This is a genomic window from Nocardioides terrigena, assembly GCF_003047265.1.
Lineage (GTDB): Bacteria > Actinomycetota > Actinomycetes > Propionibacteriales > Nocardioidaceae > Nocardioides > Nocardioides terrigena.
Map to the genome: position 1 here is coordinate 1 of NZ_PZYY01000011.1, position 21,139 is coordinate 21,139.

The following is a 21,139-nucleotide window of genomic DNA, read 5'->3' on the forward strand; positions in this document are numbered from 1 at the left end:
AGATCAAACGCTGCCTCAAGCGCTACATCGCCCGAGATCTCTACCGGCTACTCGAACACCGACCGATCATGGCTTGACGATCCATAGGAGCGTCGTCCGCACCACCCGCCGTACCGTCTCCGACCCGTCCGCCTCCCGCGGGCGGGTCGGGGTCGTCCCACCCATCCACCCCCACCCGCCGCTCCGAAGGAGCACCGTGACCGAGCCGCTGCTGACGAGGTACGACGCCCCCGGGCGCCCCGACGCGCTGATCCTGATGCTGCACGGCGGCACGCCACGCTCCACCCTGCCGGTCGACGGCCGCAGTGCCTCCTGGCAGCGGGCCGCCTGGATGCAGCGCTCCATCGCCGCCCGGGCCCACGACGCCGGCGCGGGTGTGTGGCTGGTGCGCTACCGCGAGCGCGGCTGGAACGGTGCCGCCGACCGGCCCGCCGACGCGCGCTGGGCGCTGGACCGCGTGCGCGCCGAGCACGGGGACGTGCCGGTGGTGCTGCTCGGCCACTCCATGGGGGCCCGGGTGGCCGTCCACGTCGCCGACGACCCGTCGGTGGTGGGCGTCGTCGGGCTCGCTCCCTGGTGGTCGGCGCAGGATCCCGTGCGCACCCTCGCCGGCCGGTCCCTGGTCGCCGCCCACGGCCGCCGGGACCGGATCACGTCGTACGCCGAGACCACGAGGTACGTCGCCCGTGCGCGCGAGGTCGCCGCCGACGCCTCGCTGCACGACATGGGAGCGCTGGGCCACTACATGCTCACCGGCGTGGCCCGCTGGAACGACGTGGCCATCGACTCCGCCCTGCGGCTTCTCGACCCCGCCTAGGACCCCCGCCCCGGCTGGGAAGTTGGGGACGATCTCGTCGGTCGAACCACACGTCCACCTACCAGTTCGTCCCCGACTACGGCGCGGCCTGGTGACGGGTCAGAGGTGGCCGGCGACGACGCCGGCGAGGTGCAGCGCCTGCCGCGACCAGTCGTACGACGCACCGGCGAGGCCGCAGGACGGCGTCACGACCAGACGGGGCAGGGCCTCCTCGTGGTCGAGACCCAACATGTCGAGCCAGCGCAGCACCCGCTCGGTGAGGGCCGTGTCGGTGGGGACGCTCGCCGGCTCGGTCGACGGCACGATGCCGATCGCGACGGTCCGGCCGGCCTCGATGGCCTCGGCGAAGTGGTCGAGGTCCTCGGGGCGCAGCACGTCGAGGTCGGCGGACAGCCCGAGCGCCCCGGCGCCGTGCACGAGCGACCAGGGCACCCCGGGCGCGCACGAGTGCACCCACGGCTCGGCCCCGGCCTCGGTGATCGCGGTCAGGACCCACTCGAGGGCGGCGGAGGCCTCGGGCAGGTCGACGCGACGGAGCCGGCCGAAGCCGGAGACCGTGGGCACCTGCCCCCCGAGGACCGCGGGCAGGGCGGGCTCGTCCACCTGCACCACCAGCCGCTCGTTCCCGGGCAGCCGCCGGCGCAGGTCGGCGACGTGGTCGCGGACGCCCTCGGCCAGCGCCTGGGCGAGGTCGCGACGGGCGCCGTGGTCGGACAGGACCTTGTCGCCCCGCGGCTTCTCCACGGTCGCGGCCAGTGTCCACGGACCGCAGACCTGGGCCTTGAACGGACCGGCGTGCCCCTGGGCCTGCTCCTCGACCTGGTCGAGGTCCTGGGCGAGCAGCGACCGCGCCCGGCGGTGGTCGACGCCCGGGGCGTCGGTGAGCCGCCAACCGGCGGGCTGGAGGTCGGCGCCGAGACCGGCGACCACGGCGAGCCCGCGGCCGGTCATCGACGCCCCTGCGCCACGTCCGGGCAGCTCCGGGACGTGCGGGAGGGAGAGCTCGCCGAGCACGACGCGCACCGCCTCGGCGTACTCCCGGTCGTCGGTGCCGGGCATCGACCCCACACCGCTGGCGAGGGCGCTCACCCGAGCGCCTCCGAGCGGGCGGTGGCGCTGATGGTCGCCGACCCGACGACCCGGCTGCCGTCGTAGACCACGGCGGCCTGGCCGGGGGCGATGCCCTCGGCGGGGTCGAGGAGCTCGATGGCGACGCGGTCGCCACCGTCCTCGACGGTCACGACGGCGCGGTGCTCGGCGCCGTGGGCCCGCAGCTGGACGGTCACGCCGGGTCCCGCGAGCAGGGAGGGGACGGTGCCGCACCAGCGCGGCCGGATGCCGGTGATCCGGTCGATCCGCAGGCCCTCGCGGGGACCGACGGTGACCGTGCCGGAGACCGGCTCGATGTCCAGCACGAAGCGCGGCTTGCCGTCGGGTGCCGGGCGGCCGAGTCGCAGCCCGCGCCGCTGGCCGATCGTGTAGGCGACGGTGCCCTCGTGCTGCCCGAGCACCTCCCCCGAGGCGGCGTCGACGATGTCGCCGCCGGTGTTGGGGTTGCGCTCGCCGAGCTTGTCCCGCAGCCAGCCGGCGTTGTCGCCGTCGGCCACGAAGCAGATGTCGTGCGAGTCCGGCTTGTCGGCCACGAGCAGCCCGCGCCGGGCGGCCTCCTCGCGCACCAGCGGCTTGCTGGTGTCGCCGAGCGGGAAGAGCGAGTGCGCCAGCTGCTGCTGGTCGAGGACGCCGAGGACGTAGGACTGGTCCTTGCCGTGGTCCACCGCCCGGTGCAGCTCGATCAGGCCGTCGTCGCCGGTGCGCAGCTGGGCGTAGTGGCCCGTCGCGACGGCGTCGAAGCCGAGGGCCAGCGCCCGGTCGAGCACGGCGGCGAACTTGATCTTCTCGTTGCAGCGCAGGCACGGGTTGGGCGTGCGGCCGGCGGCGTACTCGTCCATGAAGTCCTCGACCACGTCCTCGTGGAAGCGGTCGGACAGGTCCCAGACGTAGAACGGGATGCCGATGACGTCCGCCGCACGGCGGGCGTCGTTGCTGTCCTCGATCGTGCAGCAGCCACGGGCGCCGGTGCGGTACGACGCGGGGTTGCGCGAGAGCGCGAGGTGGATGCCGGTCACGTCGTGGCCGGCCTCGACGGCGCGGGCAGCGGCGACGGCCGAGTCGACCCCGCCGGACATGGCGGCGATGATCCTCATCGCAGCCTCACCGGGGCCGGGCCGCGCGGGCGCGCTCCACGACCGGACCGATCGCCTCGACGAGGGCGTCGACGTCGGCGGCGGTGGAGGTGTGGCCGAGCGAGAAGCGCAGCGAGTGACGGGCCTGGTCGGCGTCGCAGCCCATGGCCAGCAGGACGTGGGACGGCTGCGGGACGCCGGCGCTGCACGCCGAGCCGGTGGAGCACTCGATGCCGCGGGCGTCGAGCAGCATGAGCAGCGAGTCGCCCTCGCAGCCCGGGAAGCCGATGTGCGCGTTGCCCGGCAGCCGGCCACCGGCCTCGCCGTCGAGGGCTGCGTCGAGCACGGCCCCGTGCAGGTGGGCGTCGGGCACCACCTCGACCACCCGGCGGACCAGGTCGTCGCGCAGCGCGGCCACGTGCTCGGCGTGCTCGGGCTGGGCCTTGACCGACGCCTCGATGGCCGCGGCGAGCCCGGCGATGGCCGGCGGGTCGAGGGTGCCGCTGCGGATGTCGCGCTCCTGCCCGCCGCCGTGGACCAGCGCGGAGACGGTGAGGTCGCGGCGTACGACGAGGGCGCCGACACCGTACGGGCCGCCCACCTTGTGGCCGGTGAAGCTGAGGGCGTCCACGCCGGACGCCTCGAAGTCGACCGGGACCTGTCCGACGGCCTGGACCGCGTCGGTGTGGACCGGGATGCCGTGCTCGGCGGCCAGCGCGACCACCTCGTCGAGGGGCTGCAGCGTGCCGACCTCATTGTTGGCCCACATCACCGAGACGAGGGCGACGGAGGCGGGGTCGCGCTCGATGCTGGCGCGCAGCGCACCGACGTCGAGCCGGCCGCGCTCGTCCACCGGCAGCAGCTCGACCTCGGCGCCGTCGTCGGAGGCCAGCCAGTCCAGCGGGTCGAGGACGGCGTGGTGCTCGACGGCGGTGGACAGGATCCGGACGCGGCGTGCATCCTCGCCGCGGCGGGCCCAGAAGATGCCCTTGAGGGCCAGGTTGTCGGCCTCGGTGCCACCGGAGGTGAAGACCACGTCGCCGGGACGGCAGCCGAGCGAGCGGGCGATCGTCTCCCGCGCCTCCTCCACGACCCGTCGCGCCGAGCGACCGGAGGCGTGCAGCGAGTTGGCGTTGCCGACCGCGGCCAGCTGGGCGGTCATCGCGTCCAGCGCGACGGGCAGGATCGGCGTCGTCGCGGCGTGGTCGAGGTAGACGGTGGGCCCTGGCGTGGTCATGACCTGCCAAGCCTACGCGCGGGGTGCCTGAGGTCCATCTCGGCGTTCACGCCCGGGCCGTCCGGGGGCCACCTAGGCTCCCGCCCATGTGGCTGATGTCCCGGGTCATCGTCGTGTGCCTGCTCCTCCTCGGCACCGGAGCCTGCTCGGCGGGCGCCCGTCCCGGCGGCCCGGCACCCGCCGAGCCGCTCGGCGCGGGCGAGCTGCGGCTGGCGGCCGCGGCCCTCGTCGAGCGACGCGAGGACGCCCTGCGCGAGGGGGACCGGGAAGCGTTCCTGTCCACCGTGGACGACGACGAGCTCCAGTTCACGGCCACGCAGTCCCGGCTGTTCGACAACCTCGCCGCCATGCCGATCGGCGGCCTGCGCCTCGACCTCGTCGAGGACGGTGCCACCCACGACGACGGCGAGGACGGCGTGGACGGTGAGCTCCACCTGCCGGTCGACTTCACCATCCGGCTCGAGGGCTTCGAGTCGCGCAGCGTGACGCGGAGACTGCTCTACACGGTCCGGCAGGACGACGGCGAGGTCGTGCTCGTCGACGACCGCGACGGTGCGCGCGATCGGCGGACGGGCTGGCTCCCGGACCCGTGGGACGTCGCCCACCTCGTGGTCCGCGAGAGCGGGCCGATCCTCGGCTTCTTCGACGAGGAGACCGAGCCCTACGCCACCGCCGTGATGAGCGACCTCAGGGCGTCCCAGAAGACCGTCCTCGCGGCCGTCCCCGGCTGGTCCGGGCGCGTGGTGGCCTACGACATCTCCGACCTCACCGCCCTGGAGGGGCGGACCCCGATGGACCTCCAGGAGACGGGTGGGGTCGCGTACGCCGTCCCGGTCCGCCCGGGCTCGAGCCGGATCGCGGCCCATCGGTTCGTCGTCAATCCCGCCGTGGCCCACAACGGCCTGCAGCGGGAGTTCCTGCTGCGTCACGAGCTCGCCCACGTGGCACTGGCGAGCAGGGACGACCAGAGCCCCCGTTGGCTGACGGAGGGCGCGGCCGAGTACGTGTCGCGCAGCCACTACTCCGCCGCGCAGCAACGGCGCATGGCGGCGTACGTCCTGTCCTTCCTCGACACCTCCGCACCCGTCCTGGCCGACGGCGCGGAGTTCTACGTCGACGCCGAGGCGAACTACGCGCTGGCCGCCGCCGCCTGTACCTACCTCGTGGCGACTCGCGGGCCGCAGGTGCTGTGGAGGCTGATGGACGCCTTCACCGCGGAGCGGTCCAGCCGCCCCCGGCGGGCCGGGACCCTGTCGGCGGCGCAGATCGATGCCGTTCTCGTCCGAGAGGTCGGCCTGGACGAGCGGGAGCTGGTCGGGGCCGCACTGACGTGGGCGATCACGGGCGGCTGAGCAGGACTCACTCCGCCATCGGGCCGGCGAGCCACGGGTGGTCGGCGCGCTCGCGGCGTACGGCGTCGCGCAGCCAGGCCTGCGCAGCGGTGTCGAGCAGCGGCCACGCGACCTCCAGGTCGACGGTGTCCTTCGGCCGGTCCAGCCGCGCCTTGTGGTGCAGCACGACCTCGGGCCGCATGTAGCGGATGCCGTCGTCGGCCACCCAGGTGACGTCCGCGAGCGGTACGACGTGCGCCTCGTCGCGCCGGCTCATCCAGAGGCCGTCGCGATCCTCCGACAGGATGCAGTCGAGGAACCACGGCGCGCTCGCGTGGTCGCGCAGCCACACCTGGCCCGCCTGGTCGTGCGGCTCGGGGAAGTCGTCGTCGACCGGGCGGATGGCCCCGCCGCCGGCGCTCCAGATGTGGTGCCGGTCACCGACGTGGGCGCGCAGCAGCGGCAGGTCGCGGGCCCAGATCACGAGGTCGATGTCCTCGTGACGGCGGGTGACTCCGGTGAACGCCTCGATCGCCCAGCCGCCGACGACCCACCACTCCCCCGGGTAGCCGGCCATGAAGGCCGCCGTGCCGGCCGGGTCGAGGGCGTCCCACTCGCCGTACAGGCGGCGGAATGCCTCTTCCTCGGCGACCTCCGCAGGGGTCGGCTGCCACGTCATGGGTGCTCCTCAGAGCAGCACGAGGTCGTCGCGGTGCACGACCTCGCGCTCGTACGCCGCGCCCAGCGCGTCCTTGAGCTCCCGGCTGGAGCGGCCGAGCAGCTCGGGGAGCTCGTCGGCGTCGAAGTTGACCAGTCCCCGGGCGACCGCGACACCGGTCGGGCCGAGCAGGTCCACCGGGTCGCCGGCGACGAACGACCCGTCCACCGCGACGACCCCGGCGGCCAGCAGGGAGGCACCTCGCTCGGTCACCGCACGGACCGCGCCGGCGTCCAGGGTGACCGTGCCCTTGGCGTCGGTGGCGTGGGCGAGCCAGAGCATCCGGGTGGGCCGTCGGCCGCCGGTGGCGTGGAACAGGGTGCCCACGTCGGCGCCGCCCAGAGCGGCCGACGCCTGGTCGGCGGCGGTCAGCACGACCGGGATGCCGGCCCCGGTGGCGATCCTTGCGGCCTCCACCTTGGTGACCATGCCGCCGGTGCCGACACCGGCCGCACCCGGCGACCCGATGGTGACGGCGTCGAGGTCGGCGGCGGAGCGTACGTCGGGCAGCAACCGCGCCCCCGGACGGCTCGGCGGGCCGTCGTACAGGCCGTCGACGTCGGAGAGCAGCACCAGGAGGTCGGCGTGCACGAGGTGCGCGACCAGGGCGGCGAGGCGGTCGTTGTCACCGAAGCGGATCTCCGAGGTGGCGACGGTGTCGTTCTCGTTGACGATCGGCAGGACGCCGAGCTCGAGGAGCTTGGCGAAGGTCTGGTAGGCGTTGCGGTAGTGCGCGCGCCGGGTGACGTCCTCGGCGGTCAGGAGCACCTGGCCGGTGACCAGCCCGTGCCGGGCGAACTCCTCCTGGTAGCGGTGGGCCAGCAGCCCCTGGCCCACGCTGGCGGCCGCCTGCTGGGCCGCGAGCGACCGGGGGCGGCGGGTGAGGCCGAGCGGTGCCAGGCCGGCCGCGATGGCGCCGGAGGAGACCAGCACCACCTCAGCACCGCGACCGCGGGCGGCGGCGAGCACCTCGACGAGCTGGCGGACCCGGGCCGGGTCGATGCCACCGGCCGCGGTCGTCAGCGACGACGAGCCGACCTTGACCACGACCCGGCGCGCCCCGGCGACCAGGGTCGCCCGGTCGACGGTCGGGTCAGTCCTCGTCACTGCCGTCCCAGTCGGGGTCGTCCGCCGAGCCGATCTCGTAGGACATCGGGCCGATGCCCGAGCTGGTGACCGTCTGCGGGGCGGTCTTGGTGCGGTCGATGCGCCGGGCCACGTCGGCGCGGGTCTCGGTCTCGGAGCGCTCGGGCATCTGCTCCTGGATGTCGCGGCGACGGGTGGCGGAGGGGCGCTCCTCGCGAAGGCGCTCGTCCTCACCACGGCGACCCAGCATCTCCGCACCGGCCTCGACGCTGGGCTTGAAGTCGAAGACGACGGCGTTGTCCTCGTGGCCGATGATGACCGCGTCGCCCTCCTGGGCACCGAGCTTGACGAGCTTGTCCTCGATGCCGAGGCGGTTGAGGCGGTCGGCCAGGAAGCCGACGGCCTCCTCGTTGCTGAAGTCGGTCTGGCGCACCCAGCGCTCCGGCTTGACACCGCGCACGCGCCACCCCTCGGGCGACTCGGCGATGGAGAAGTCCCCGCCGCCGTCGACCGACGGAGGGCGGATGACGATGCGGGTCGCCTCGACCACGGGGAGCTCGGCGCGCGAGCGGGCGACGATCTCGGCCATCGCGAAGGTGAGGGCCTGCATGCCCGCGCCGGAGGCGGCACTGACCGGGAAGACGCGCAACCCACGCTCGGCGAGGTCGTCCCGGACCATCTCGGCGATCTCGTGGCCGTCGGGGACGTCGACCTTGTTGAGGGCCACGAGCCGCGGACGGTCCTCGAGGCCGCCGTAGCGGGACAGCTCGTTCTCGATGACGTCGAGGTCGTCGAGCGGGTTGCGGCCCGGCTCGATGGTCGCGGTGTCGATCACGTGCACCAGGGCCGCGCAGCGCTCGATGTGGCGCAGGAAGTCGTGGCCGAGGCCGCGACCGTCGGCGGCACCCTCGATGAGGCCCGGCACGTCGGCGACGGTGAACGTCGTGTCGCCGGCGCGGACGACCCCGAGGTTGGGCACCAGGGTGGTGAACGGGTAGTCGGCGATCTTGGGCCGGGCCCGCGACATCGCGGCGATCAGGCTGGACTTGCCCGCGCTGGGGAAGCCGACCAGCCCGACGTCTGCGACGACCTTGAGCTCGAGGCGTACGTCGATCTCGTCGCCGGGCTCGCCGAGGAGCGCGAAACCGGGCGCCTTGCGCTTACTGCTCGCGAGCGCGGCGTTGCCGAGACCGCCGCGGCCGCCGGCCGCGATGACCATCTCGGTGCCCGCACCGACCATGTCGCCGAGGACCGTGCCGTCGAGGGTCTTGACCAGGGTCCCGTCGGGGACGGGCAGCACCATGTCGGAGCCGTGGGCGCCGTTGCGGTGGGCACCGGCACCGTGGCCGCCGTGCTCGGCCTGGCGCTTGTTGCCGTGGTGGTAGTCGATCAGCGTCGTGACGTCGGGGTCGACGCGGAGGATCACCGAGCCGCCGGGGCCGCCGTTGCCGCCGTCGGGGCCACCGAGCGGCTTGAACTTCTCACGGTGGACCGATGCGACGCCGTTGCCGCCCCGACCCGCACTGATGTGCAACGTGACCTGGTCGATGAAGGTCGGGACAGCCATGGTTTCGCTTCCGGTAGTGGAGAAATGCGTGAAGGGCGTCCCCGGTCCAGGAACGCCCTCCGCGGTGGAGTCAGTGTCGCTGCAGCGTCACTCGCCGGGGACGATGTTGACGACCTTGCGGCCACGCTTGGTGCCGAACTCGACGGCACCCGCCTGCAGCGCGAAGAGGGTGTCGTCGCCGCCACGGCCCACACCCGAACCCGGGTGGAAGTGCGTGCCCCGCTGGCGGACGATGATCTCGCCGGCGTTGACGGTCTGGCCGCCGAAGCGCTTCACACCGAGGCGCTGGCTGTTGGAGTCGCGACCGTTCTTGGTGGACGCGGCGCCCTTCTTGTGAGCCATGAGTTCAGTCCTTCTACGTGGGTGTCGTGCGTGATCGTGGGCGTCGGGCCCCAGGGCGGCAGCCCTGAACCAGGGCGGCAGCGTGGCGGCGAAGCCGACGCGGTCGCCCCATCCAACTACAGGGAGATGTCGGTGACCTTGACCTGGGTGTACTTCTGGCGGTGACCCTGGCGCTTCTTGTAGCCGGTCTTGTTCTTGTACTTCTGGATGACGATCTTCGGACCCTTGGTGGCGCCGAGGATCTCGACGGTCACGGCAGCCTTGTCCAGGCCGGTCGCGGTCACGGTCTCACCGTCGACCACCATCACGACGGGGAGAGTCAGGGTGCTGCCGACCGTGTTGGCCTTCAGGTCCATCTTGTCGATCTCGATGACGTCGCCAACAGCAACCTTCTGCTGCTTGCTGCCACTGCGCACAACTGCGTACACGGCGGACTCACTCTCCTCGGGTCTTCATGGATGCCGGGCGGAATCGCCGCGGGCAAAAGTCAGGTGGCACGCCGAAGCGCACAAGGGGCAACTTTACGGGCCGGACGGTGGCAGGGTCAAAACGAGGCCCTGACACCGCCCGTCCCGGGTGGATCAGCGCTTGCGAGCGCCCTTCTTCTTGATCGGGACGTGCTCGACGTGCGGCTCGGAGCCCGCGTCGGTCGCCGACGGGTCCGGTACGACGCCCGGCTCACCGCCCAGCTCCACGCCGGAGGTGCCCGGCTCGACCCGGCCCGACTCGGGCAGGGTGCCGGCGACGCCGGACGGCGGACCGGCCGGACGGCTCGCCGAGCGGCGACGCGTGCGCGTCACGACCCGGGGGCGCTCCGGCTCGGCAGCGGGCTCGACCTCCGTCGGCGACTCGTCGGACGACGGGCCGTCGACCACGGCCGTGCCGGGCTCGACGGACGCGCGGGCGGGCGCATCCTCGACCGCAGCGGCCGCGACCGGGGAAGCCCCGGAGGTGTCGGCAGCCTCGGCGCCGTCGGCGATGTCCGAGGCGTCGGTGTCGTTCGAGGGCTCGGCGGTCGCCCGGGAGTCCGTGCCCTCGGGGGCGTCGGGAGCCGCGGGGGCCTCGGCGTCCTCGCTGGCCTCGCTGGCCTCGGGAGCCGCCGACCCGGCGCCACCGCGGGACCGACCGCCGGACCGGCCGCCGCGACGGGAGCCGCGTCGGCCGCCGCCCTCGGTGGTCGAGGCGGTGTCGTCGGTGCTGTCGGGGGTGCTGCTGGGAGTCGTCTCGGTGTCGGTGGGGACACCACCGGTGGGCGACGAGGTGTCCGCCGAGCCGTCGGAGTCCGCATCGGACTCGGCGACCCGGGCGGCCTCGTCGGCCTTCTCGGCACGTGCCATCGCGGCGACGTCCTTGGGGGACGGGGCCGACGACTGCGGTGCGCCGCCGCCGTTGCCCGAGGCGCCACCGTTGCCGGAAGCGCCGTCACGTCCCCGGCCGCGGCCACGGCGCCCGGAGCGCTGGGGCTCGTCGTCCCCACCGCCGCCGGACTCGACCGGCTCGTTCTGGACGACGACCCCGCGGCCGTGGCACGCCTCGCAGTCGTGGCTGAAGGACTCGAGCAGGCCGGTGCCGATGCGCTTGCGCGTCATCTGCACCAGACCGAGCGAGGTGACCTCGGCGACCTGGTGACGGGTGCGGTCGCGGCCCAGGCACTCGACGAGGCGGCGTACGACCAGGTCGCGGTTGGACTCCAGGACCATGTCGATGAAGTCGACCACGATGATGCCGCCGATGTCGCGCAGCCGGAGCTGGCGGACGATCTCCTCGGCGGCCTCGAGGTTGTTCTTGGTGACCGTCTCCTCCAGGTTGCCCCCGGACCCGGTGAACTTGCCGGTGTTGACGTCGACGACGGTCATCGCCTCGGTGCGGTCGATGACCAGCGAGCCGCCGGAGGGCAGCCAGACCTTGCGGTCGAGGCCCTTCGCGATCTGCTCGTCGATGCGGTGCACCGCGAAGATGTCCGCCTTCTTGGCCGAGGCGCCCTCGGGGGCCTCGAACTTCTCGACGCGGTCGACGAGGTCGGGGGCGACGTGCTCGACGTAGCCCTGGACCGTCTCCCAGGCGTCGTCGCCCTGGATGACCAGCTTGTTGAAGTCCTCGGTGAAGAGGTCCCGGACGACCTTGAGGGTCAGGTCCGGCTCGCCGTAGAGCAGGGCCGGGGCCTGGCCGCGGGCCTTGCCCTCGATGTCCTCCCAGCGGGCCTTGAGGCGCTCGACGTCGCGGGTGAGCTCGTCCTCGCTCGCCCCCTCGGCCGCGGTGCGCACGATGACGCCGGCGGAGTCCGGGACGATCTCCTTGAGGAGGGTCTTGAGGCGGTTGCGCTCGGTGTCGGGGAGCTTGCGCGAGATGCCGCTGGTCGTGCCGTCCGGCACGTAGACCAGGAACCGGCCGGCCAGGCTGACCTGGCTGGTGAGGCGGGCGCCCTTGTGGCCGATCGGGTCCTTGGTGACCTGCACCAGGATCGACTGGCCGCTGGAGAGCACCGACTCGATCTTGCGGGGCTGGCCCTCCTTGTGGCCGAGCGCGGCCCAGTTGACCTCACCGGCGTACAGGACGGCGTTGCGGCCCTTGCCGATGTCGATGAAGGCGGCCTCCATGGACGGCAGGACGTTCTGCACGCGGCCGAGGTAGACGTTGCCGATGAGCGAGGTCTGCGACTCGCGGGCGACGTAGTGCTCGACGAGCACCTTGTCCTCGAGGACCGCGATCTGGGTGAGCTCCTTGCGCTGGCGGATCACCATCACCCGGTCGACCGCCTCGCGACGGGCGAGGAACTCGGCCTCGCTGACGATGGGAGCGCGGCGGCGACCGGCCTCGCGGCCCTCGCGACGCCGCTGCTTCTTGGCCTCGAGGCGGGTCGAGCCGGCCAGCGAGGTGATCTGGTCCTCGGCCGCACGGCGGCTGCGGACCTTGGTGACGGTGTTGGGCTCGTCGTCGTCCGACGGGCCCTCCTCGCCGGCACGACGGCGACGGCGACGGCGACGCGAGGTGCCCTCGCCCTGCTCGCCCGAGTCGTCCGAGGTGTCGTCGGAGGACCCCGTGGAGTCGTCCTGGGACTCGTCGTCGTCCCCACCGTCGGCGTCGCTGTCCGAGCCGGTGCCGTCGCTGCTCTTGCGGCGGCGGCGACCACCACGGCGACGACGACGGCGGGCCGGGCCGTTGCCACCCTCGCCGGACTCGTCGGACTGCTCGTCGTCGGACTGCTCGTCGGACTGCTCGTCGTCGCCCTGGGCGTCGGCGGTGGTCTCGGCCGCGGCCTCCGCGGTGGCCTCGTCCTCGTCCTCGTCGACCTCGGCGTCCGGGTCCACGATCTCGGGCTCGGGCGCGGCGACCTTGCGGGCGGGGGACTTGCGGGTACGTCGGGTGACCGTCGGCGTGGCCTCGGGGGCCTGGAACAGCGGAACCACTCCCCCGGCGCTGCCTGCGGCATCGGCAGCCGCATCGGCCTCGGCAGGGGTGCCGTCAGCGGGCGCGTCGACCGTGTCGGTCGAGGCGGCGGCCTTCTTGGAGCCGGAGCGGGACCCGGACTTCTTGGCCGTCTTGCGGGGGGGCCGGTCGGCCGCCGCGTCGCCGGTGGACTCGTCGGCGCTGGCGTCGGCGTCAGCCGGGGCTGCGGTGCCGGCGTCGCCCTGGGCCGGGGCGGACTTCTTGGCCGCGGCCTTGCGCGTCGTGGACTTGCGGGCGGCGGCCTTCTTGGCCGGGGCGGGCTCGTCCGTCGTGGCGGGCGCGTCCGCGCCGGCGTCCGTCGAGGCGTCGGCGCTGTCTGCGGCGGCCACCGCCGGGGCGGCCGTCTTCCGGGTGCGGGTGGTCTTGCGGACCGTGGCCTTCTTCGCCGGCGCCGGCTCGTCCGACGAGGACGCCGGAGCAGCCGGGGCGTCGGACGCGGTCTCGGTCGACGACTCCGCCGGGGTCTCGGCGGCGGCCGGGGCCGTCTTGCGCGGGGCCCGGGTGCGGGTGGTCTTCTTGACCACCGGCGCGGCCGGCGCCTCGGGCGTGTCGCCGGTCGGGGCCTCGGTGGCAGCGGCGCTGTCCGCGGCGGGCGCGGCCGCCTTGCGGGTGCGCGGCGTCGTGGTCTTGCGCGCCGCGGTCTTGCGCGTGGTCCGGGTGACCGTGGGCGGTGCGGGGGTGTCGCCGGAGTCGGCGGGTCCCTCGCTGCTGGTGTCGTTCGTGTCGTTCGGGTTGTCGTCGAGCATGTCGCTCTCCTCGCCGGCACCCGGACTCGAGGTCCGGAGCCGTGTCGGCGCCGCGAGGCCACAGGGGACGTCGGGGCGCAAAGCCTTCGTGTGGCGGCGACACCCTCCGCGTGTGCGTCACCGGGTGCGCGCCGTCCCCTGCCGCGGTCGCCGGGCCCAGGACGGGGACTGGTGGTCCCACCCTGTGTGGATCGCTGTCACCGACCCACAAGCCGCGTCGCGGTCTGGAGACGACTCCCATCCGATGTGCCGACCTTGATCGGTACGGCGAGAACGTCGTCGGTCCGGCATCGTGGTGGCGGACCACCTCGAGTCGAACGTGGCGAGTATCGCACACCACCACCCGATCGCGGTCACCACGAGCGGCCCGCGCCGTGGCGTGGCTCAGGCCTCGAAGGGGTCGCCGACCGTGCCGTCGCCCGTCAGCGGGCCCTGGGCCAGGCGGGTCATCAGGGGCGCCGGGCCCGGCTCGACGTCGGAGACGGACACCAGCGCGGTGAGCACGTCGTCCGGCCGCACCGACGGGACACCGTGGCGCAGCACGAGGTCGAGGGCCGACCGGTCGTCGTACCCGGACGTCGTCACCGAGAGGGCGACCACCGCGCCGCGTGCGTCGAACTCGCGCAGGCCCTTCTTGGTCATCCGCTCGACCAGGATCTCGTCGGCGGCCAGGAAGGCGGCGGCCGCGGCCTCGACGACCTCGGGCGCACCGTCGAGGTCGATGCGCCACCGGCTGGCCTCGAGCCGGTCCGCGAGCGAGCCGCCCGGCGACTCCACCACCGCGATCACGTCCAGCCCCTCGGGGAGGGCCTCGTCGAGCAGCGCGTGCACCTCGGCGGGCACGAGGACGTCGGCCAGCGCGATCTCGAGGTACTCGGCCTCGCTCGCCGACCCGGTCGGGGCGGCGCCGGCGTACGAGATCCGGGGGTGCGGGTTGAAGCCCGAGGAGTAGGCCATCGGGATGCGGGCGCGGAAGACGGCCCGCTCGAAGGCACGGCTGAAGTCGCGGTGGCTGGTGAAGCGCAGGCGGCCCCGTTTGGCGTAGCGCACCCGGAGGCGCTGGACGGGGGGCGGCTGCTGCGGGGGGTCCTGGCGTGGCATGGCGGGCACAGGCTATCCGCGGGCGGCCCCGCCGCGGCAAACGCGGTCGAGCGCCCGTCAGGGCAGGAGGGCCTCGCGCATCTGGCGGGAGGCGTAGACGCTGTTGACCGACTCCCCCGCCAGCCACCCGGTGAGCCGCTCGGCCTCCGTGTCGAGCGCGGCCCGTGCCTCCGCACCCGGGTCCTCGCGCAGCACCACGCGCACCACTCCCCCGGCGTCCTGGACGTAGCAGCCCACCACCCGGCCGTCGACCCACGCGGTGGTGCCGCCGTTGCCGTTGGTGTCGAAGAGGTAGGGGACGTGGGCCGCGTCGAGGTACCAGTCCCGCTGCTTCCAGCCCATCAGCGTGGGGTCGAGCACCGGGAGCAGTGCCGCCCACGGCTCCACGGCCGGCTCGGGCTCGAGGTCGTCGGGCAGCAGCCAGCCGGTGTCGCCGGACTCCAGCGAGACGCTGACCGCACCGAGGTCCGCGAACGCGCGGCGTACGGCGCCCTTGGTCGCCCCGAGCCACCAGACGACGTCGGTCTCGGTCCCGGGCCCGAAGGTCCGCAACCAGCGACGGACCAGCTCGGCGTACCCCTCGTCGTGGGACGCGGGGACCGGTCGCTCGCCCAGCCACTGCTCCATCGGGACCCACACCGGACGCGAGATGCGCCAGTGGCCGCCGTTGCGCCCCCGCACCAGGTCGGCGGTGAGGCCGAGGTGGGTGAGCAGCCGCGTGTGGTTCCACGTCGAGCCGGCCGAGACGGCGACCGGCGTGGACAGCTCGGGGAAGAGCACCCTGAGGTCACCGGCCGCGATCCCGTCGGGGTGGTCGTCGAGGTGGGCGAGCACGCGAGCCCGGGCCGTGACCAGCCAGGCCTCCCCGTCGGGGGCGATGCCCGCCTTCTCCACGTCCTTGGCGATCCGGCGGCCCTCGGCGCCGGCCACCCGCTCCGACGCGCTCCCCCAGGCGGCGGGCAGCAGGTCGCGGGGGAAGACGAACAGGGTGCGCCGCATGGCCAGCTGCTTGACCAGGGTGCGGTCGTCGTACAGCGCCCGGTCGACGTCGGCCCGGGTGACGCCGTCGACCCGGGCATGGACGGAGAGGTAGGGCGTCGGCGGCTCCGTGGAGTGCAGGACCGTCATCGCGCGGGTGGCCGCCAAAGGGTCTGCCACCCGGTGCTGCGGGGCGATCCCGTGCCGGCGGGCCATCCGGGCGCGTCGCTCCGCGTCGGTGACGAGACGGGCCGCGGCATTCATGTGGTGCCTGCTCAAGGACGGACGGTGTACGTCCACCGAGGTTGGCCGCCCCACGTGAAGGTGTCGACCTCAGTCAGGCAGTCGAGGTCCAGCTCGCGCGTCGCGACGATCGTCGTCAGCTCGGTCAACCGCTCGGCAACGACGCACGGAGAGCCGGTGATCCGGATGGCGTCAGGACTCGGGTTGTCGAAGACCAGCCGGTCGTCCTCGTTCCAGGTGAACCAGATGAACGATCCTCCCCTGTTCCACACGTCCTCATGAGCGCGACCCGGGTCCAGCTTCTCCCACTCCTCGACGTCCGGCCCAGCCATCTGCCGACCCGTCAGCGCAGGAACCCCGGTCGCAATCATCAGTGTGTCCACGGAGTACGCGTCCGAGGCCCAGACCACGCCATCTGCTCGCGCCCTGCGCCCGGACTCGAGCATGTCCTTCGCAACGCTGCTCTCACGGAGGTCAGCCAGGCCGAAGAGGAGTGGGTTCACGTTCCAGACGAGGGAGAAGGCGAGCACTCCCCCCAGCACGTAGCCCCATGGTGCCCGCGGCCGATACGTGAGGAGGAAGACGACGACTGCCACGGCGAGAGCGGCGATCCATATCGTCCGCACGGACAGCTCCGGAACGTTCTGGACCCTCAGGAGCGACCCTGCGTAGCCCGTCACGATCGCTGTCACACCGGCCGCGAGCACGGAGAAGGCCACACTTCCCCGTTTGGCCGTTCCTGGGAGGACCAGGCAGAGCAGTATGACGGCGAGGTGGCCCACCACCTGGGCTGCGCGCCCCGCGGGGACCATGTTGACCAGTGGTATCCGGTAACCGAGGGCACCGAAGTCGACCGTGGACCAGATCATCCAGAAACCGGTGATCGACAGCACAGTGACAACTGCCCAACGGTGCCCCACCACTCGCGCGAGGAAGCCTCGTGCGAGAAGAAGCACCGCCAGCACGAGACCGATAGTGAATCCCGACGAGATCTCGCTCTGGTTTCCGCCAACAACAGCGTCGACCTCGGTGAGGATGTCGAGGTTGGTGGCTCCGAACAACGTCTGCATCGAGTGGGCTGCGCCGGTGGCCAGGCGGGCACCGGGATACACGGTGCCCCGCGCCGCCTCGAGCGCTTCCCAGTTCTCCCACAGGACGGCTCCCAGCAGCAGGACGGTCAGGACTCCGACGGAGCCGATGGTGACGAGCGCGGACCGCCGCGCGCCGGCCCGTGCCAGCAGGCCTGCCGCCATCCCCAGCACGACTGCGGGGACCAGGACCAGAGCCCACGGGGGGTACAGCAACGGGGTGCGCACGAGCAGCACCGCGCTGGCCATGCCCCAGATCACCGCACGCAGGTAGCGGCCCTCATGCGCCGCGAGAGCGGCTCGTTGGAGCGAGACAGCGCCTGCGAAGGCGAACCCGAGGATGCCCACGGAGGTGTTGGACCACCACGCGTTGTGGGGCGAGAACGCGATCAGCGCGACGGCGAAGTAGCCGATCCACCGACTTCCGGTGAGCACACGGAACCAGGCGGGTGCTGCCAGGACGAGGAGGAGCGTGCCCAACCACCCTCGTGCTGACATCAGCACCTGGTCGGGGAGCAGGGGACCCAGCTTGAGCGCCGTACCGTCCAGGAAGAGAACGGTCGTGATGGGGCCCGAGGGAAGCACCGACAGCATCTCTTGGGGTGCCGTGAGCGGGTTGACGTCCTCCGCGCTGCCGGTCGCCGTCACACCGATCCCGAGCGGTGTCGAAGTGAGGTACTCGTCGGACCTGATTGCCCGTGCCTCACCCAGCATCACCCCGACGGGATTGGCGGCGTCCTCCCGCAGCTCGGGTGTGCCTATGGAGGACTGCGACATCCCTGACAGGGAGACAAGGACGAACGCGACGACGGGAACGATCACGTGCCACGGCAGGGAAGCGAGCTGGGCTCTCCGATCGGGAGACACGGCACGTCGACCGGATGACACCATGGAGCTCCTCAGCAGGCAGGTTGAGCGAGGATCAGCGTATACGTGTTGGTTTCCCTCCCAGGACCGCAGCCCCGCCCCCCGGAGCCGGGCGCGTTGGGGTTCGCCCTCCAGGCGGCGTGCCCGGGTGACCAGCCCGACCTCCAGCGCGGGGGCGACTGCTGCGCCCCATCGGCGCTGTTAGCATTCCCGTCATGCGTGGGGACGGATCAGATCTGCGCGTGCTGATCATCGTGCCCGCATGGAACGAACAGGACTCCATCGCGGCCACCGTCACCGAGATTCGCACGTGTCTGACGACGGCGGACCTCCTGGTCGTCGACGATGGCTCGACTGACAGGACCTTCGAGAGAGCCACCGAGGCCGGGGCGACGGTGTGCTCGCTGCCCTACAACCTCGGTGTGGGCGGGGCAATGCGGACGGGTTACCGCCACGCCCTGCGCGAGGGTTACGACGTCGCGGTGCAGATCGACGCCGACGGCCAGCACGATCCGCGGTTCCTCCCGCTGCTGCTCGAGCAGCTCGGCCACGCGGACGTGGTGATCGGGGCTCGCTTCGCCGACAGGGACGATCCCTACAAGGTGCGCGGCCCGCGCCGCTGGGCGATGATCCTTCTCGCTGCGGTGCTTTCCCGCGTCGCCAAGGCGCGGCTCACCGATGTGACCTCGGGATTCAGGGTGTCCAACCGCCGCGCGATCTCCGTCTTTGCCGCGCACTATCCTGCGGAGTACCTCGGCGACACGGTCGAGTCCCTCGTCATCGCCTGTCGCGCCGGTTGCACCGTCACGCAGGTGCCAGTGACGATGCGCCCCCGGGCCGCCGGCACGGCCTCCCAGTCACCCTGGCGCGCGACCCTCTACCTCTTCCGGGCGGTGGTCGCCCTACTCCTGGCCCTGGTGCGTGACTGGCCGGCCCAGTTCGACGACGGTGTCACGAAGGCGGACGCACACGGTCGCGCCTCCCTGCCGGTGGATCCGGAGACACCCACCGACGCCCCCTCGAAAGAGGTCCGCCGATGAGCGCGAGCGCCGTCCTGGGCATCGTGGGCTCCGCGATCATCCTCCTGTCGTTGTTCGAGATGATGCGCCGCCACCGACTGAGGGAGAAGTACGCGCTGATCTGGGCTGTGGTGGCCATCTTCGTGATGTTCGTGGCGGCTTTCCCACTGGTGCTGCAGGCGGTCGCGCAAGCGCTCGGGATCCAGGTACCGGCGAATCTCCTGTTCTTCGGCGCCTCCATCCTGATCATGGTGCTCACCCTCCAGCACAGCTCCGAGCTGGGCAGGCTCGAGGAGCGCACCCGCACGCTGGCGGAGGAGATCGCACTCCTCCGGCTCGCTATCGAACGTCCCGGAGGCCTGGCCCGCTCCTCCAGCACCACGCAGAAGCCCGAGGAAACACCACCCGGTGAGGACGAATGACCGGCGAGCCGACACTCGAGATCTTTGTCCCCTTCTGGGGAGATCCGGTCCTGTTGTACGCCTGCATCGAGAGCGTCAAGGCCCAGAGCGACCCTGCGTGGGTGCTCACAGTGGTCGACGACTGCTACCCCGATGAGTCCGTCGCCGCGCACTTTGCCGCGGAATCCGATCCGCGGATCACCTATCTGCGCAACGAGCAGAACCTCGGCATCACGGCCAACTACGATAGGTGCCGCGAGCTCGCCTCGGCGGACCTGATGATGTTCCTGGGGTGCGACGACCTGCTGCTGCCGGACTTCGTGTCGCGCGTCAAGGACCTGCACCGGGAGTTCCCCGCTGCAGCGACGCTCCAGCTGGGCGTCGGGGTGATCGACGAGCACGGGTCCTCCATCGACCCGCTCACCGACAAGGTGAAGCGCGCGATCAGGCCCCGGGTGCAGCACCGTGCCGAGCTGGGCGGCGAACAGCTGGCCGGCAGCCTCCTGCGGGGTGACTGGCTCTACTGGCCGTCGCTCGTCTTCCGCACCGAGGCGATCCAGCGCTACCGCTTCCGGGAGGGGCTCCCGATCATCCAGGACCTGGCGCTCGTCATCGACATGACGGCCGCCGGCGAGACCCTGGCGGTCGACCGGGAGGTCTGCTTCGCCTACCGCCGGCACGGTGCCAGTGCATCGTCCTCCAGCCTCCTCCACGGCTCCCGCTTCGCGGACGAGCGGCGCTACTACCGCGATGCCGCCGAGCAGATGTCCTCGCTCGGCTGGCGCCGGGCCGCCCGCACGGCGCGACTGCGCTGGACGTCGCGCCTGCACGCGGTCACCCTCGTCCCGTCCGCGCTGAGGGCGCGGGACGGTGCCGGCCTTCGCACCCTGTGGGCGCACACCGCCGAGCGCTGAGCGCGCCTTCAGCGCCCGGCGAGGGTGAGCTCGAAGATCGCCAACGTTTCCTCGGCGACCCGCTCCCACGAGAACTGCGCCGCCTGCTCCAATCCGGCGGCCGCCATGGCCGGCAGCACGTCAGGACGGGTGGAGACCGTACGGATCGCGCCCGCGATGGATTCCAGGTCGAGCGGATCGAACCAGAGCGCCGCGTCCCCGCCCACCTCACGCAGCACGGGGAGGTCCGAGGCCAGCACGGGTAGTCCCTCGACCATGGCCTCCAGCACCGGCAGGCCGAAACCCTCGGCCAGGGTCGGGAAGACCATCGCGCGCGCACGGCTACGTAATCCTCGCAGCTCGTCGTCCTCCACCCAGCCCCGCAGCTCGACCCACTCACCCATCCCGGTCTCGGTGACCACCGCGGCGAGGGGGTCCTCACCGCGACCGCCCGTGATCACCAAGCGGGGCCGGTCCTCCTCGTCGACCAGGGCCATGGCGCGGATCAGCCGGTCCCAGTTCTTGTGCGGGCGACGCTGTCCGCTGGCCAGGAGCAGGTTCTCGGCCGCCCGGTCCACGAACGGGACCTCCTCGGGACGGTCGGCCGCGAGCAGCACCACGTGCAGGCGCTCGCGGGGGAAGCCGAGGTACTTGACGATCTCGTCCGCGGAGACCTGGCTGTCGGTGATCAGGCGCCTCGCATTGGCCGCGGCTCGTCGCTCCATCCACATCACCGGACGCGTGTAGAGAGGCGTCGTCATCAGGTCGGGATGGCTCCAGTAGAGCATGTCGTGCAGGGTGATGACCGTGGGCATCGAGGTGCGGATCGGCCCGAGTGTCGCCGGGCAGTGCACCAGGTCGGCCTGTCGTCGCCGGGCATGCCAACCGGAGCCGACCAGCTCGCCGAAGGCCCAGACGAACCGGTTCTCACCGCTCATCCGGGACCGGATCACATCGCCGGGAAACCAGGACAGGTCCAACCGAGCGCCCTCCTTGCTGGCGAGCGCGACGAAGTCGAGGCCCGTGTCCATCCGGCCCAGCTGGCGGTAGAGCTCTCGGGTGTACGTCTCCATCC

At 72.5% G+C, this 21,139-nt stretch carries 17 protein-coding genes and 1 pseudogene; 5 read left to right on the top strand and 13 right to left on the bottom strand.

All coding sequences use genetic code 11. The features are described 5' to 3' along the window. The first annotated feature begins 196 nt into the window (after positions 1-196). A complete protein-coding gene (locus DAE25_RS19725; RefSeq protein ID WP_199907694.1) occupies positions 197-817 on the top strand; it encodes an alpha/beta fold hydrolase in 621 nt (206 codons plus the stop codon). A 99-nt stretch (positions 818-916) separates the two neighbouring features. On the opposite strand, the gene DAE25_RS19730 is transcribed toward DAE25_RS19725, so the two are convergent. The 3 genes from DAE25_RS19730 to DAE25_RS19740 are packed head-to-tail and all read right to left on the bottom strand — an operon-like array spanning position 917 to position 4,237. Beyond that, positions 917-1,906, bottom strand: a complete 990-nt coding sequence (locus DAE25_RS19730; RefSeq protein WP_234411161.1) for a uroporphyrinogen decarboxylase/cobalamine-independent methonine synthase family protein — start codon at positions 1,904-1,906, stop codon at positions 917-919. Beyond that, positions 1,903-3,021, bottom strand: coding sequence for a tRNA 2-thiouridine(34) synthase MnmA (gene mnmA / locus DAE25_RS19735; protein WP_107767844.1), 1,119 nt, complete (start codon positions 3,019-3,021; stop codon positions 1,903-1,905). Before mnmA ends, DAE25_RS19730 begins: the two co-directional genes overlap by 4 nt. Positions 3,022-3,028: 7 nt before the next feature. Then, complete coding sequence (locus tag DAE25_RS19740; protein ID WP_107767845.1) at positions 3,029-4,237, bottom strand: cysteine desulfurase family protein; 1,209 nt, start codon at positions 4,235-4,237, stop codon at positions 3,029-3,031. 86 nt (positions 4,238-4,323) lie between these two features. Here DAE25_RS19740 and DAE25_RS23290 point away from each other — a divergent pair, with 86 nt between their 5' ends. Then, on the top strand, positions 4,324-5,589 hold the full coding sequence (locus tag DAE25_RS23290; protein ID WP_159083854.1) for a hypothetical protein: 1,266 nt from the start codon (positions 4,324-4,326) through the stop codon (positions 5,587-5,589). Positions 5,590-5,596: 7 nt separating this feature from the next. Here DAE25_RS23290 and DAE25_RS19750 read toward each other — a convergent pair whose 3' ends face one another. From DAE25_RS19750 to DAE25_RS19790, 9 genes and pseudogenes are all read right to left on the bottom strand, one after another. Continuing rightward, a complete protein-coding gene (locus tag DAE25_RS19750; RefSeq protein ID WP_107767846.1) occupies positions 5,597-6,247 on the bottom strand; it encodes a nucleotidyltransferase domain-containing protein in 651 nt (216 codons plus the stop codon). A gap of 9 nt (positions 6,248-6,256) precedes the next feature. Beyond that, positions 6,257-7,393: a glutamate 5-kinase gene (gene proB / locus DAE25_RS19755; protein ID WP_234411162.1), complete on the bottom strand. Its 1,137-nt coding sequence runs from the start codon at positions 7,391-7,393 to the stop codon at positions 6,257-6,259. Beyond that, a complete protein-coding gene (obgE, locus tag DAE25_RS19760) occupies positions 7,380-8,939 on the bottom strand; it encodes a GTPase ObgE (RefSeq protein WP_107767847.1) in 1,560 nt (519 codons plus the stop codon). The genes proB and obgE overlap by 14 nt, the downstream gene beginning before the upstream one ends. 87 nt (positions 8,940-9,026) lie before the next feature. Beyond that, complete coding sequence (gene rpmA, locus DAE25_RS19765; RefSeq protein WP_056885725.1) at positions 9,027-9,281, bottom strand: 50S ribosomal protein L27; 255 nt, start codon at positions 9,279-9,281, stop codon at positions 9,027-9,029. 116 nt (positions 9,282-9,397) lie between these two features. Beyond that, positions 9,398-9,709 carry a 50S ribosomal protein L21 gene (gene rplU / locus DAE25_RS19770; protein ID WP_107767848.1) on the bottom strand — a complete coding sequence of 104 codons (312 nt, stop codon included), beginning with the start codon at positions 9,707-9,709 and terminating at the stop codon, positions 9,398-9,400. A gap of 981 nt (positions 9,710-10,690) precedes the next feature. Beyond that, positions 10,691-13,474: pseudogene (locus DAE25_RS19775) on the bottom strand (Rne/Rng family ribonuclease); the annotation flags it as partial. 384 nt (positions 13,475-13,858) lie between these two features. Further along, complete coding sequence (locus DAE25_RS19780) at positions 13,859-14,575, bottom strand: TIGR03936 family radical SAM-associated protein (protein ID WP_107767935.1); 717 nt, start codon at positions 14,573-14,575, stop codon at positions 13,859-13,861. A gap of 57 nt (positions 14,576-14,632) precedes the next feature. Continuing rightward, the gene (locus DAE25_RS19785; RefSeq protein ID WP_234411163.1) at positions 14,633-15,832 is read right to left on the bottom strand and encodes a winged helix DNA-binding domain-containing protein; all 1,200 of its coding nucleotides are present in this window, start codon (positions 15,830-15,832) and stop codon (positions 14,633-14,635) included. Continuing rightward, a complete protein-coding gene (locus tag DAE25_RS19790; protein ID WP_456093769.1) occupies positions 15,829-17,775 on the bottom strand; it encodes a DUF7657 domain-containing protein in 1,947 nt (648 codons plus the stop codon). The genes DAE25_RS19785 and DAE25_RS19790 overlap by 4 nt, the downstream gene beginning before the upstream one ends. A gap of 191 nt (positions 17,776-17,966) precedes the next feature. Here DAE25_RS19790 and DAE25_RS19795 point away from each other — a divergent pair, with 191 nt between their 5' ends. From DAE25_RS19795 to DAE25_RS19805, 3 genes are read left to right on the top strand one after another with little or no spacing between them, the layout of a single operon-like run. Continuing rightward, positions 17,967-18,791: a glycosyltransferase family 2 protein gene (locus DAE25_RS19795; RefSeq protein WP_199907695.1), complete on the top strand. Its 825-nt coding sequence runs from the start codon at positions 17,967-17,969 to the stop codon at positions 18,789-18,791. Further along, entirely contained in the window at positions 18,788-19,192 is a 405-nt protein-coding gene (locus DAE25_RS19800) for a DUF2304 domain-containing protein (protein WP_107767853.1), read from the top strand. The genes DAE25_RS19795 and DAE25_RS19800 overlap by 4 nt, the downstream gene beginning before the upstream one ends. Then, complete coding sequence (locus DAE25_RS19805) at positions 19,189-20,085, top strand: glycosyltransferase family 2 protein (protein WP_107767854.1); 897 nt, start codon at positions 19,189-19,191, stop codon at positions 20,083-20,085. The genes DAE25_RS19800 and DAE25_RS19805 overlap by 4 nt, the downstream gene beginning before the upstream one ends. 8 nt (positions 20,086-20,093) lie before the next feature. On the opposite strand, the gene DAE25_RS19810 is transcribed toward DAE25_RS19805, so the two are convergent. Continuing rightward, positions 20,094-21,137, bottom strand: a complete 1,044-nt coding sequence (locus DAE25_RS19810) for a glycosyltransferase family 4 protein (RefSeq protein WP_159083856.1) — start codon at positions 21,135-21,137, stop codon at positions 20,094-20,096. Positions 21,138-21,139: the final 2 nt, after the last annotated feature.

Coding starts and splice junctions, on each gene's coding strand:
- mnmA (WP_107767844.1), bottom strand. CDS start 3,021: ATGAGGATCATCGCCGCCATGTCCGGCGGGGTCGACTCGGCCGTCGCC.
- DAE25_RS19740 (WP_107767845.1), bottom strand. CDS start 4,237: ATGACCACGCCAGGGCCCACCGTCTACCTCGACCACGCCGCGACGACG.
- DAE25_RS23290 (WP_159083854.1), top strand. CDS start 4,324: ATGTGGCTGATGTCCCGGGTCATCGTCGTGTGCCTGCTCCTCCTCGGC.
- DAE25_RS19750 (WP_107767846.1), bottom strand. CDS start 6,247: ATGACGTGGCAGCCGACCCCTGCGGAGGTCGCCGAGGAAGAGGCATTC.
- obgE (WP_107767847.1), bottom strand. CDS start 8,939: ATGGCTGTCCCGACCTTCATCGACCAGGTCACGTTGCACATCAGTGCG.
- rpmA (WP_056885725.1), bottom strand. CDS start 9,281: ATGGCTCACAAGAAGGGCGCCGCGTCCACCAAGAACGGTCGCGACTCC.
- DAE25_RS19780 (WP_107767935.1), bottom strand. CDS start 14,575: ATGCCACGCCAGGACCCCCCGCAGCAGCCGCCCCCCGTCCAGCGCCTC.
- DAE25_RS19790 (WP_456093769.1), bottom strand. CDS start 17,775: ATGGTGTCATCCGGTCGACGTGCCGTGTCTCCCGATCGGAGAGCCCAG.
- DAE25_RS19795 (WP_199907695.1), top strand. CDS start 17,967: ATGCGTGGGGACGGATCAGATCTGCGCGTGCTGATCATCGTGCCCGCA.
- DAE25_RS19800 (WP_107767853.1), top strand. CDS start 18,788: ATGAGCGCGAGCGCCGTCCTGGGCATCGTGGGCTCCGCGATCATCCTC.
- DAE25_RS19805 (WP_107767854.1), top strand. CDS start 19,189: ATGACCGGCGAGCCGACACTCGAGATCTTTGTCCCCTTCTGGGGAGAT.
- DAE25_RS19810 (WP_159083856.1), bottom strand. CDS start 21,137: ATGGAGACGTACACCCGAGAGCTCTACCGCCAGCTGGGCCGGATGGAC.